Here is a 13,300-nt window from a genome sequence, read left to right as displayed (position 1 = left end):
GACACCTTGACGGCTTTGGCGCCCGTTTCAATCTGGCTCCCCTCGCCGCCCAGCGGCTTGGGGCTGGCGGCAAAGGCCGCGGCAAACGCGCTGCCGCTCAGGGCGCTTGAGCCTTTGACGGGTATTTGCAGCACAAAATCGCCATCCTGCGGAATACATACTTCTTTGCAGACCAGCCAGCTGGCTTTGAGCTGGATGTCAAGTTGCGCGGCATTAAAGCCGGGCGTTACCGTGAGCGGCACGGGCAGCAGCACGGTGTCTTCGTACCCATAGTTGGCCAGTGTGCCAACCCGTATTTTTTTAGGGGTTGGCCAGGCGATATCGCCCGCCGTGATGCCTGCCGGCAGTGTCCATTCGAGCCGCGTTGGCAGGCCGGAATCGCCGGAATTTTTCCAGTAGGTATGCCATTCGGGCTGGTGCGCCAGCTGCAAACCCAGCCAGACCGGCTTGCCGGCCTCTACGCCCTCCGGCGCCCAAGCCAGCAGTTCGGCGCGAACCTGCTCGGTGGTGAAAACCGGGCCTTTATCCGCGTTGTTTATGACACTGTTTTGTGCCAATGCGCTTGTGGAAAGGGCACAAGCAGCTATTAAAACTATAGCGGATACAAGGCGGTGGAAATTCATGATGATAGTGTGAGCGGCAGCCCCGCCTTTAGTTCCTGGGGCGCAAGCGGGTTGACATGGGGTGCGCCGACACCTTGTATTGTGCGGGCAGGCGATGAAAAGGCCCAAAAGTCCAAAAATACGCCTCAATCCTCGTCCGGCAAAAGTGAGCGCTGCGCAAACACCGATGGCAGCGTCTTTGGCGCCTTGATGCGCAACTGCTTGTTCACGTTCATGCGGCCAAACGCCACTTCGATGTCGGACGCCGCCACGCCAAACAGGGGGGCCAGAAAGCGCACCATGTGGTCGGTCGCCTTGCCTGCGACCGGGGCAGCGGTCACACTCACCTTGAGTTGCGTGCCCTTGGGTTTTCCAATGGCATCGCGCGCGGCGCTCGGTTTGCCCAGAATATTCACAACCAGAACGTCGCCCTCCCAGGCAAAAAAGGAGTCGCCGGTGGCGTTTTTGACCTGCCCGCGGCTCATGTGCCAAAGCCCAGCACCACACGGCGGGTGGTGGCTGATTTCTTTTCTATCTTGGTGACGATGACCTGGCCGATCTCTGCGGTGTTGGCCACATGCGTGCCGCCGCAAGGCTGGAAGTCGATCAGTTCTTCGGTGCCAATGCGGATGGTGCGAATTTTGCCGCTGCCGCGCGGCGGCTGCACCGACAGGCTTTTCACCAGAGCCGGGTTGGCGTCCAGTTCTGCGTCGGTGATGGTGCCCACGCTCAAAGGGTGGGCCGCCGCCACCAGTCGGGCAATGCCGGCAGTGAGCGCCTCTTTGTCCAGCGCGTCGGTCATGTTGAAGTCCAGCCGCGCATAGTCGGGCGTGATCGAGCAGCCGTTCACCAACTGCGGTACCAGGTGGCACAGCAGGTGGGTGGTGGTGTGAAAGCGCATCAGGCGTAAACGGCGGGCCCAGTCGATGCGGGCAGTCACGGTGTCGCCCACCGCCAGTCTGACAGTCGGTGGTTGCTCCTGATTCAATAGCTGGCTGAGCACGTCCGACGGGGGAAAATGACCTATTTCATCATTGAAACGGCCGTCTTCCGCCTGGCCCTTGCGGGTGTCGATAATCGCGATCTCGCGGCCGTCGGCCAGCACCAGCACGCCCGTGTCGCCGGCCTGCCCGCCACCCAGCGGGTAAAACACGGTGCGGTCCAGCACAATGCCCTGCGGCGTAATGGCCGTCACCGTGGCGGTGCATTCGGTCAGATAAGCGTCGGTGCGAAAGAGGTCTTGCGTCATCCTTTGATAATACCGGGATGCCTCACGCCGCCCACTTGTGCCCTTGCGCAGCAGGCCGTCCACCTCGCGGTTGGCCGCCACCAGGCTCATGGTCTGGCGCCGGTCGGCCAGCCGGGCTGGCTACAACGGCACGGCTCAATACTTGACTTGAAGCCTGTCCATTTGTCCATTTGTTCTTTGGTGATGGCAGGTACCTCATCTTTCTTTACCCCAACGGTTGAGGTTCCAGGCATCCTCTCCAACTCAAGTCTTGATGAGCTTGAAGTTGGCGGCGCCAGAGTAGCGCAGCAAACGCAGGATCAGTGCACACCAAACACGGGGTCGCGACATGAAGTAGTAGCTTTAAACGTCAAGGCCAAGTTATAAGAACTTTGACAAGGATCAACATCCTTTGCAAAAAAATATGAAAAAATATCTCGCTTGAATAAAACAGCAACAACACATCCGAATCCACGGTAGACATGGTTCATGCTAGGGGGTAAGCTCCTCCCAAAGCACACCTCAGTAAAATCACATATGAAAGACTTTGATATGAAACTCACCGCATCAAGCAAGAAAAAATTGACACACATCATGATTCCAGTCGCCATGGCGCTCATCGGCATTTCTGCCAATGTTCTGGCGGCGCCCGTGGATGCCGATGAGGCTATTGCCTTGGCAAAAAAGAACGGCTGTTTCAAGTGTCACGCCGTCGACAAGACCAAAAAGGGTCCTTCCTACCAGAAGGTCGCCGCCAAATACAAGGGCAAGGCCGATGGTGAGGAAAAGATAATCAAAAACATTACCACGGGTCCGAAGGTCAAGCTCGATGACGGCACCGAAGAAGAGCACAAGATCATCGATACCAAGGATCTGAAAGCGCAAAAAAACTTGGCGCAGTGGATTCTTTCACAATAGGTTCAGGTTTGCATTAGGAGCCTGCCTGGGGTTTGACGATCAAGCCCAGGCAGGCTCTTTCACGACGGCACCGGTCGATCAACCAGCCGTATTTCAGTATCAAGAAAAATTTACATGCATACCAGTCAATTTGCGAAGTGGGTCACGGCAGCGGTCTTCTGCCTGTCCGGGGCCTTGACGGCCTTGCCAGCAATGGCCGCCGATATAGAAAAAAACGTGCCCGCAGCGCAAAAACTTGACAACGCGACCTGCCAGACTTGCCACGACGTCAAGAAAAGCAAGATTGAAATGTCGGGGCCCGACGGAAAAAAACATTCACTGCATGCCATCGGCTCGGACAAGTACGGCAAGAGCGTGCATGCCAAGATGGAATGCGTTGCCTGCCATACAGATATCGTCGATAGCGGCCCGCACCAGAGGAGCACTGTAAAAGCGCCCGATTGCGCGCAGTGTCACGAGGCCTTGTGGGACGAGGCAAAAAAAGCTGGCACCGTCGGCGACAAGCCGCGGCTCGAAACCGTGGTCAAGAACATAGAGGCGTACAGGAAATCGTTCCACGCCCTTCCGGACAAGGATCAGCCGACGCAGGCCAAGGCCACCTGCACCCAATGCCACGATACGCATAGTTTCAACGTGCCAGCTGACAAGAAGAGCCCGCAATACGCCGCTTGGCGTAAAGAGGTTCCTGCCCTGTGCGGAACATGCCACGACGAGCAACTCGAAACGTTCACTTCGTCAGTGCATGGCAAGGAACTTCTCGACAAGAGCAATGCCAAGGCGCCCAGCTGCATCAGTTGTCACACCACCCACGAGATCACCAATACCTCGCTGGTCTCGTTCAAACTCCTCATCACCGATGCATGCGGCAATTGCCACAAGGACCGGCTCGCATCCTACAGCGACACCTATCACGGTCAGGTCACGAGTCTGGGCTATGGCGAGACGGCGAAGTGTTTCAACTGCCACGGCAGTCACGGGATTCTGCCGGCGAGCGATCCCAAGTCGAAGGTGCATCCAGACAATCGACTGAAGACCTGCCAAGAGTGCCATGATGGCAAAAAACGGGCGCTGGCGACCGCCGGCTTTGTCTCCTTCGCCCCGCATGCCAATAGCCACGATTTCGCGAAGTATCCGCAGATGTGGATCGCCACGAAATTCATGGTTGCCCTGCTCATCGGCGTATTCGCCTTTTTCTGGCTGCATTCCGGTCTGTGGTATTTCCGCGAATTGAAGCACCGCAAAGAGCGCGAAGCTTTCCCCCACATTCACGTTGGCGATCTTCCGCCTGACGAGAAGTACTTCCGGCGCTTTGCGACGGGCTGGCGCATCGCCCATCTGGCCTTCGCCCTGATCACCATGACGCTGGTGCTGACCGGTACCGCGGCGCTCTTCTCCCATACCACATGGGCGCCGGTCGTTGCCCGGGCGCTCGGCGGCGCCCAGGGTCTCGCCCTGATCCATCGGGTGGCTGCCGCGCTGTTCGTCGGCATCTTCGTGATCCACTTCATCTACATGATGCAGAATTTGCTGCGCGACAAGAGCTTCCGCTGGTTTGGCCCCGATTCGCTGGTGCCCAACTGGAAGGATGCCAGCGACATGGTTGGCATGTTCAAGTGGTTCCTCGACAAGGGTCCGAAACCGCGCTTCGACCGCTGGACCTACTACGAGAAGTTCGACTACTGGGCGGTGTTCTGGGGTGTCGCCATCATCGGCGGCAGCGGCCTGATGCTGGCCATTCCGAACATCACGGCGACATACCTGCCGGGCTGGGTGTTCAACGTCGCCACCGTAATCCATGGCGAGGAAGCCTTCCTGGCGGCTGTATTCCTCTTCACGGTGCATTTCTTCAACAACCACTTCCGGCCCGACAAGCTGCCGCCGCCGGACATCGTGATGTTCACTGGCTTGCAGCCGCTGGAAGAGTTCCGTCGCGAACATCCGGCTCAATATAAGCGGCTGGTCGATTCAGGTGAACTCGAGAAGTACCTGGAAGATGCACCATCGGCGCCGATGACGCTGGGTTCCAAGATCCTGGGCCTGACCCTGCTTGCCATCGGTCTGACGCTCCTGGTCCTGGTTACGATCGGATTCCTTGGAGGTTCCCACTGATAAATGAGCCCGGGCAATCGCCCGGTTTTTTTGCTAATGATGAAAGGACTGTTGATATAGGGTGCATATCGTTTGCGTGATTGACCACTGTCCGACTGGCGTGTAGTGCGACCTGGACCGCAAACGATTGCTAGAGGTTTTCTGTTTTTTTATAAGAGGAGACAACAATGAAGATTCTTTTGACATTGACAATGGCTTGCGGCCTGATGACTACTTCGTTTGCCTACGCCGCAGTGGATGCCGATGCAGCGATGGCCCTGTTGAAAAAGAGCGACTGCTTTAAATGTCACTCCATCGATAAAAAGAAAGAAGGTCCACCCTACAAGGAAGTAGCGAAGAAATACAAGGGCAAGGCGGATGCGGAAGACAAGCTGATCAAGCACATCACCACCAAGCCCATGGTCGAGGTCGACGGCAAAAAAGAAGAACACAGGGCGATCAAGAGCAGCGACCCCGCCGAGATTCTCAATGTAGTGCAGTTCATCCTGTCGCAGTAATAGCTAGACAAAAATTGGCCCGCTTTCCAGTACCCCTGAGTGGGTGCTGGTCCGGCTGTGATTTTTAATACCTAGGCGTAGGCAATCCGTGCGCTGATGCGTGTCTTTTGTGGAGGATGGGCAAATGCCTTATAGATCTCTTGCAAGGCTGCGAAAGTGGAGTACAGGTAAAAAGACCTTCGTTGTGTTGCTGGCGGGATTTGCCATCAGCATCGTGGTTCTTATTCTGACCGCCACGACTCTGGTGTACACCAGCACGGAGGCGTTTTGCAGCTCCAGTTGCCACGAAATGAACAACAACGCCATGGAGTACAAGGGCACGGTTCACGACAAGAACCGCACCGGCGTTCGTGCCACCTGTCCCGACTGCCATATTCCCCATTCCCCGGTGCCGCTTTATATACGCAAGATGGGCGCGGTTCACGACCTCTGGGGACACTTCGTCTCGCACTCTATCGATACGCGGGAAAAATTCTTGGACAAGCGCCAGGAATTGGCTGAACGAGTCTGGATCTACATGAAAGAAAATGACTCACGCGAATGTCGCCATTGCCACACCGCTGCGAAAATGGACCCCGAAAGACAATCGGAGAAGGCCCAGTTGCGGCATGCCAGGGGTCGCAAGGAGAAGCTGACCTGCATCGACTGCCATTTCGCCATCGCTCACGATGAGCCGGCTGGCCCTGGCCCACAGGAATTGGAAGTGGACAAGAGTCTGATATCGAAAGGGGCGATTTTTTAATGCGCACCTTATTACTGCGATTTCCACGCACTTCCATCGGCGTTGCACGTATCAGAGAAGGAGGGCCAGATGTCCAAAATTCTTGAGAAAATTCGTAGTTGGGGCTCGCGCCCCGGATCGCTTGTCGTGCTGGGCGTGGGGCTTGCCATCGGTTTGGTGTTTTTTGCCTCGACCGCGTCATTTATGGTCTATGCCAACTCGGAGAATTTCTGCGCCAATGCCTGCCACGAGATGACAGTCAACGTGGCGGCGGAGTACAAGGGTTCTATCCACGACTCAAACCGCACCGGGGTTCGCGCCACCTGTTCCGACTGTCATGTCCCCCACCAGTACATACCAAATTACATCGCCAAGCTGGGTATCTTTTCCGACATTTGGGGCCACTTCGTCACCGGTTCGATCGATACCAAGGCAAAATTCGAGGCCAAGCGTTACGAACTGGCCAAGCGGGTGTGGGTCTATATGAAAGAAAATGATTCGCGCGAGTGCCGCCATTGCCACACCACTGCCAAGATGGATCCCGAAAAACAAACCGAGAAGGCTCGAACGAGGCATGAGAAACTGCGCACCGAGGGATTGACCTGCATCGACTGCCATTTCGCCATCTCCCACAACGAGCCCGATGGTCCCGGGCCGCAGGAGTTGAACGCGGCTAACGCGGCAAAGAAGTGAGGCTGCCGCAAGCGGAGGGAAAAAGGGGCCGGCAATAGCCTTCCCATTTTTCGTCTGACCAATGCTGGATGATCGAAACGAAAGGAGTTATCGTGCTAATTGACTGCTACGAATGCAAAGCCAAGGTAAGCGAATCTGCGGCTAGTTGTCCTCATTGCGGGGCGATACCCTTGGATCCTGTCCGTTCGCTGCCCGTTGAAGTCTCTGACCTAGACATGAAGTTCAGGACGATGATTTGGTTCCTCATCAAAGTCTCATTTGCCGCAGTTCCTGCCGTCATTGTTGTTTATACGGCCTGGACCATTATTGGTGGGGTGCTGTCGCCGTTATTGCACATGTAGATTAATTACCCACTTTCCCTGCCTATTAGCCTCGAAGTTCGGCCATTGTGTCCGAATAGTGCTCGGCGCATCAGTGCTTACCCCTAGCCAGTGCCTGCTAATTTTTTTATTGGATCCGATGGAGATTGACAAAGTTCATTTGCTGCGTTCGAATACTTGAAATTTGAAACGAAAATAACGTAGAAATGAAAGACAAACTGTACGCCGGCTGTCATGGAGCGGTCCGTGCTACGAGGTCTACGGCTGTGCGGGCAATCCGGGCTTTTATTTCCTGCGAGAACAACACCAGGGGTCATGGTCGAGGAGTTGCAATGTGCGGTTCCTGTCATGTCGTCTAACAAGAATACGACGGAAAAAAAATGAAACATTCATTGGTTCGATGGGGCACAGCCTGCTTAGTGGTGATTGCCATGGCAGGCTGCGGTGGCGGTGGCGGTGGCGGTGGCAGCAGTGGGCAGCTGGTATCTTCGGCCGCTGTCAATGGTGCCATCACTGCGGCCAGCGCGGTGGCGGCCAACGACACGGCGACGAACACATCCGCATCCTTCACTGTGGTGCAGGGTGCCGGCGTGCCGGCCGTGACGGTGAACGGTCTGCCCAAGGTGAACTTCGCGGTGTTTTCCGACGGCAAGATAAAGTCCGACCTGGCCACCACGAACGTGAGCTTCGCCATCGCCAAGCTCGTTCCCGGCGCCAATGGCGACCCGGACCAGTGGGTGAACTATATTTACCGAAAAGAGACGGCGACTGCCGGTGTTGGGCCGGGCGGTGTGCCGGCGCTGGCCACCGCCATGCAGGCTACGACGGACGGCAAGCAGACGGACGCGGCTCTGCTGGCGGCGCAACTGGTTTATAACGCCGACGGCTATTACACCTACACCTTCAAGACCGACATCAAGGACGTCGCCCAGACCAACGGGGTCACCTTTGAGCCAGGTCTGACGCATCGCGTCGCCATCCAGCTGAGCTACAAGAATGCGGCGGGCGATACGGTGCTGGTCAACCCCTACTTCGACTTCATCATCGATGCCAACGGCAATTCAGTGCCTGTCACCGACCCGGCCAAGACGCGCAAGATGACCGACGTCGCCTCCTGCAACGGCTGTCACCAAAAGCTGGCCTTGCACGGCGGCGGTCGCGTCGATACGCAATTCTGCGTGATGTGCCACAACCCTGGCACCACCGACGCCAACAGCGGCAACGTCCTCAACCTGGCCACCATGGTGCACAAGATCCACGCCGGCAAGCTGCTCAAGAGCAAGGCTACCGCCATCGGCGGCGAGGACTACACGATCTGGGGCTACAACAACAGCAAAAACAGCTACGCCGACGTCGGTTTCCCGCAAGACCTGCGCAATTGCACAGTGTGCCACTCGGGCGCCAATCCCAAGACCCCGCAAGGCGACAACTGGAAGACCAAGCCCAGCAAAGAGGCCTGCCTGACCTGTCACGTCAGCGGCACTGGTTCTACCTGGGACACATTGCACACAGTCGTTGCCGGTATACGCGTCGCGGCCGGAGCGCCAGCCAAGGCGCTGACGAACGCGGACTGTGCCGATTGCCACAAGGTCGGCTCTGTCATTTCGCCGGAACGCGTGCACTATAACCAGGTCGAGGCGAACGCGGCCAAGTACAAGATGAACATCGATAGCGTCGCGTTCAACGATACGACTGACCACAAGGCCCGCAGCGTGACGGTCAAGTACTTCCTCTCCGATCCGACCAATGGCAACACAGCCTACAACCTGGTGACCTCGGAGTGCACCGGCACAGCACCTGCCGTGACTTGTGCCAACACGACCAAATTCGGTAACCTGCGCTTCTACCTTGCCTACCAGAACATGGTCGGCCAGTCAGATGGGGCGACCGAGTTCTCGGCCTACAACAACGGCGGCAGCAGCGCGAATGCCTACGCCTATAAGGGCACTAACGATGGCAGCAACCAGTACACGGTGAGCATCCCTGTCCCTGACGACACCGCAACTGCGGTTGCGAAAGGCACGGCCCGCGTCGTCAGCATCGGCCAGGTCGTGGAGCACAAGTTGAGCGCGACGGCTTCAACCGATCCGCGGCCCGAGGAGGTGCCGACGGTGCTGGTGAACACGCTCGCGCAGCACACCTACAAGGAACTCGCGCTCACCGGCACCCTGTTGCCGCGCCGCACCATTGTCGCCACCGAGAAGTGCAACGTCTGCCACGGCGCGCTGGGGGCCACCTCCGGCTCGAATACGCTGGCCAACGCCTTCCACAACGGTGCCCGCAACACGGTCGAAGCCTGTGTGACCTGTCACGACCCGAATCGGATGTCCTCAACCATCATGACGAATGGTCTGGCGCTCAATGAGTCCTACCAGTTCAAGCGCATGATCCACGGCATCCACGGCAACTCCAAGCGTACCTATCCGTTCACGCATGACAACACCGTGGTCGGTGCGTTCAACATGGACGGCACATCCGCAACCGGTGGCGCCCCGCTGGCGAGCACGGTGGAGAACTACGCCGCCGAGGTCGCCTATCCAGACGCCACGCTCAACTGCAACGCCTGCCACGTCAACAACTCGTACAAGACCGACTTGGGCACGCTGGGTGCGGTAGTCGCTAAGCCGCTCGTCGGAACGCCGCCGACCGCGGAAACAAACCCGAACAACTGGCTCGTCATTTCGCCCAAGGCGGCTACCTGCACGTCGTGTCACGACGGCTTGACTGCCGGTGGCCAGACGGTGATAAGCCACGTCACCTCGTTCGGTGGCGCATCGTTCGGCGACAAGACACAAGCCGGAATTGCTGCCCTGCCACCCGAGTCCTGCGACGATTGCCACGCCAGCGGCGGTGTCAAGAGCGTGGCTACCGTCCACAGGCAGAAGTAGCCGTGGGCATGGCCATGAGCAGGGGAGGGCCATTAGCGGCCTCCCCGTTTTTTTTGTTCTTTGGACCTTTAGCGCAGCGCCGTGGGTCGGGATCTGTTTTGAAGGGAAATGGGATGCGAATCAAACGTTTAATGGCCGTCTTTGGCCTCTGTCTGTTCGGGCTGCTCGGGTCAGCCTGGGCTGCCGGTGAAACCGGGGCAGCGCTCTGCGTGACCTGCCATGACGAAGAAGACCTGCCGGACATGAGCCGATCCGCGCACGGGTTTTCCGCTGACAAACGTGTGCCGGACTGCATCACCTGCCACGGCCCGAGCCCAACCCATGCAACTAAGCCGGCCGGCGTCTCCGAGCGGCCCCATCCCGACCGGATGTTCACCAAGAAGTCGACCCTGCCTGCGAACGAACGCAGCGCGGTCTGCCTGACGTGCCACAACAAGGACGCCAAGCGCGCCATGTGGGCTGGCAGCCAGCACGATGCCGCTGATATCGCCTGCAATGCCTGCCACAAGATACACGGCAACCGCGACAAGGTGCTGTCCAAGACCACCCAGGTCGATGTCTGCTATACCTGCCACAAGGAACAGCGTAGCCAGATGAACCGGCCGTCGCACCATCCGGTCCCCGAAGGCAAGATGAGTTGCGCCGACTGCCACAATGTGCATGGGTCAGCCGGTCCGAAGCTCGTTAAACGCGACAGCATCAACGACACCTGCTACACCTGTCATGCTGAAAAACGCGGCCCCTTCGTGCACGAGCATGAGCCTGTGACCGAAGACTGCTCGACCTGCCACAACGCGCACGGCACCACGGTTCCGGCCATGCTCAAGGCGCGCCCGCCCTTGCTCTGCCAGCAATGCCATTCGCCGCACTCGGCAACCGGCGTCGGTGCGCTTGCTGGCCAGCCCGGCGTGCCCTCCAGTAGTATTAACCGCGGCCAAAACACGGTCAACATCTGGCAAGGCCGCAGTTGCCTGAACTGCCACACGCAGGTTCATGGCTCCAACAATCCGTCGACCATAAACCCGACGCCACAGCTCTTGATGCGCTGATGTACGGAGAGTAATCATGACCATTATCCTTACATCATTTCGCTTTCATCGCACCGTGCTTGCCTTGGCGCTGTGTGCCGCTTTCGCTCCCGTGCAGGCGCAGACCGATGCCGACGAAACCAAAACCGCGGAAACCACGGTAAGCGCTGGCGTCGGCGTGGTCGGTGGCTCCAGCGCCGACCGGGCGCTGTTTGGCCAGTACAACGGCTTGCGCAATCACAGCGCCGCTGGCATGCTGGGCATCGATTACAGCCTTCGCAAGCCGGAGACCTCCACCTGGGTGGAGTTTCAGGGTTCGAACCTGCTCGGCGACACGCGCGAACTGGGCCTGGTCTGGAAGAACCCGGGCAGCTGGAAGCTCACCGCCGACTACGGCGAGTTGGTCCGCTACGACCCGAACACGGTCAATACCGGCCTGCTTGGAGCCGGTTCGACGACGCCGCAGGTGGTTGTTGTGCCTCCAGGCGGTGGGGCTGATTTCGATCTGAAGACCAAGCGAACCAGCCTGGGGGTCGGATTCACCAAGATCATCTCCCCGAGGCTCCAGTTTGCAGTCGACCTGAAGAGTGAAAACAAGGAAGGTTCGCGGCTGTTCGGCCTCGGCCTGATCTGCTCGCCGCTGATCACGCCGGGATGTGTCGGCACCCCTTCTGGGGGAGCGGTGCTGATGCTGCCCGAGCCCATCAACGCCAACCACAGCCAGGTCGAAGCCCGGGTAAGTTATGCCCTGGAAAAGCTGCGCTTTAGCGTGGGCTACTACGGTTCGTTCTATCGCAATCGCAACGACACCCTTCAACCGGGTTTGGGTACCCTCGGGAGCCCCGACTTCTTAAGCCTGAATCAGCAGCTGGCTTTGGCGCCAGACAACCAGGCGCACCAGCTCGACCTGAGCGGCAGCTACGATTTCACGCGCACCACCCGCGGCACCGTCAAGTTGGGCTACGCCACGGCCACGCAGAACGCTGACTTTGCCAGCACCGGCCTGATCAATGCCCCTGCCGGTGTCACGAATCTCGGCGGCCAGGTTAATACGAAGCTGGCCAAAATTGGCCTTACCTCGCGTCCGATACCCAAGCTCTCACTGCTGGCCGATCTGCGCTACCAGGACAGGGACGACCAGACGCCGCTCGCCAATTACAACATCGTAGGCGCAGGCGCATCTGCCTTGCCCGCCACCAACCTCAATCTTCCCAATAAGAAGATCCAGGGCAAGCTGCAGGCCAGCTGGCAATTCACGAGCGACTATCGGGGCACCCTGGGTGCAGACTACGAATCCATTGATCGCGGCGTCTTCACCGCGACCAGTGCGGTGTCGGGCTTCATCCCACTGCGTCAGAAGACCGAGGAGGCCGGCGTCCGTGCCGAACTGCGGCGCCGGTTGGCAGATGACTTGAGCGGTGCGATCAGCGTTTCCAGTAGTCGACGCGATGGCTCGAACTGGTTGCAGGGCAACAGTGGGCCAGGTATCACCGAGGTCGCCGATCCCGCCGCCAGCTTCCCGTCCAGTACCATCTTCATGCCAACGCTCGCTGACCGCCAGCGTGACAAGGTGAAGCTGTTTGCCGACTGGCAGCCCAGCGAGAAACTGAGTCTTCAGTTCAGCGCCGAAGAGGGCAAGGACAAGTTCAGCGCGCCCAGCACCTATGGCGTCCAAAACACCCGCATGAATCAGTTCAGCATCGATTGGGGCTATGCCTTGTCCACCAATTGGGCCATGAACGGCTATCTGTCCCAAGGCGTCCAGACCCTTAATCAGTCGCGCTACGCCGGGTACGTGATGGCGTTTGATAACACCAACCTCGGCGCATCCATCGGCGCCACCGGTAAAGTCACGAACAAGCTCCATGTTGGTGGCAGCCTGTCCTACGTGGACGACAAGAGCGTCTACGCGCAAACGCTTGACGCTGCCGCCGGCGCCTACGCTCGCACGCTCCTGAATGGTGGTGGTTTGCCAGATGTCGTGTATCGCCAGACCGCCCTGAAACTGTTTGGCCTGTATGAGTTGAAAAAAGGTTCTTCAGTGCGCGTCGATCTCGTGCACCAGCGTACAAGCGTGAACGATTGGGCCTGGGGCTATAACGGCGTGCCGTACGCGTATTCGGACGGCACAACGGTGACGCAAAGCCCAAACCAAAATGTCAGTTTCATAGGCATCACCTACATCTACCAGTTGCCATAGAGGAGTGCGGATTTAATCGCGAGAGTTTGCCAGCTGTTTGTGATGCGCAGACCTTATAGAAGGGCGCCCCACAGCAGTGGTATGGCTAGGCCGATG

Annotated in this window: 11 protein-coding genes; 8 read left to right on the top strand and 3 right to left on the bottom strand. The window is 58.3% G+C overall.

Translation table 11 applies throughout. The features are described from left to right. The 3 genes from B3F77_RS17505 to B3F77_RS17495 all read right to left on the bottom strand — a co-directional run. Positions 1-557, bottom strand: a 557-nt coding sequence (locus B3F77_RS17505) for a protein-disulfide reductase DsbD domain-containing protein (protein ID WP_414703039.1), incomplete at its 3' end; no start/stop codon positions are given. 191 nt (positions 558-748) lie between these two features. After that, positions 749-1,087, bottom strand: coding sequence for a DUF167 domain-containing protein (locus B3F77_RS17500; protein ID WP_293606188.1), 339 nt, complete (start codon positions 1,085-1,087; stop codon positions 749-751). Beyond that, positions 1,084-1,851, bottom strand: a complete 768-nt coding sequence (locus tag B3F77_RS17495) for an alanyl-tRNA editing protein (protein ID WP_293606190.1) — start codon at positions 1,849-1,851, stop codon at positions 1,084-1,086. Before B3F77_RS17495 ends, B3F77_RS17500 begins: the two co-directional genes overlap by 4 nt. Before the next feature lie 531 nt (positions 1,852-2,382). Here B3F77_RS17495 and B3F77_RS17490 point away from each other — a divergent pair. The 8 genes from B3F77_RS17490 (at position 2,383) to B3F77_RS17455 (ending at position 13,204) form a co-directional block, all read left to right on the top strand. After that, positions 2,383-2,748 (top strand): c-type cytochrome, encoded by a 366-nt coding sequence (locus B3F77_RS17490; RefSeq protein ID WP_293606187.1) that lies wholly within the window; start codon positions 2,383-2,385, stop codon positions 2,746-2,748. Positions 2,749-2,862: 114 nt separating this feature from the next. Next, positions 2,863-4,857, top strand: a complete 1,995-nt coding sequence (locus B3F77_RS17485; RefSeq protein WP_293606186.1) for a cytochrome c3 family protein — start codon at positions 2,863-2,865, stop codon at positions 4,855-4,857. Between the two features lie 167 nt (positions 4,858-5,024). Beyond that, a complete protein-coding gene (locus B3F77_RS17480) occupies positions 5,025-5,354 on the top strand; it encodes a c-type cytochrome (protein WP_293606185.1) in 330 nt (109 codons plus the stop codon). A 124-nt stretch (positions 5,355-5,478) separates the two neighbouring features. Next, positions 5,479-6,096 carry a NapC/NirT family cytochrome c gene (locus B3F77_RS17475; RefSeq protein ID WP_293606184.1) on the top strand — a complete coding sequence of 206 codons (618 nt, stop codon included), beginning with the start codon at positions 5,479-5,481 and terminating at the stop codon, positions 6,094-6,096. A 69-nt stretch (positions 6,097-6,165) separates the two neighbouring features. Next, complete coding sequence (locus B3F77_RS17470; RefSeq protein ID WP_293606183.1) at positions 6,166-6,768, top strand: NapC/NirT family cytochrome c; 603 nt, start codon at positions 6,166-6,168, stop codon at positions 6,766-6,768. Positions 6,769-7,468: 700 nt separating this feature from the next. Beyond that, positions 7,469-9,976, top strand: coding sequence for an OmcA/MtrC family decaheme c-type cytochrome (locus B3F77_RS17465; RefSeq protein ID WP_293606182.1), 2,508 nt, complete (start codon positions 7,469-7,471; stop codon positions 9,974-9,976). Between the two features lie 113 nt (positions 9,977-10,089). Next, complete coding sequence (locus B3F77_RS17460) at positions 10,090-11,025, top strand: DmsE family decaheme c-type cytochrome (RefSeq protein WP_293606181.1); 936 nt, start codon at positions 10,090-10,092, stop codon at positions 11,023-11,025. 16 nt (positions 11,026-11,041) lie between these two features. Further along, positions 11,042-13,204 carry an MtrB/PioB family decaheme-associated outer membrane protein gene (locus B3F77_RS17455; RefSeq protein WP_293606180.1) on the top strand — a complete coding sequence of 721 codons (2,163 nt, stop codon included), beginning with the start codon at positions 11,042-11,044 and terminating at the stop codon, positions 13,202-13,204. The last annotated feature ends 96 nt before the right edge of the window (positions 13,205-13,300 follow it).

Source organism: Polaromonas sp. UBA4122 (assembly GCA_002381615.1).
GTDB lineage: Bacteria > Pseudomonadota > Gammaproteobacteria > Burkholderiales > Burkholderiaceae_C > Polaromonas.
Note: the sequence above shows the minus strand (reverse complement) of the source record. Positions and strands in the feature narration are given on the sequence as shown.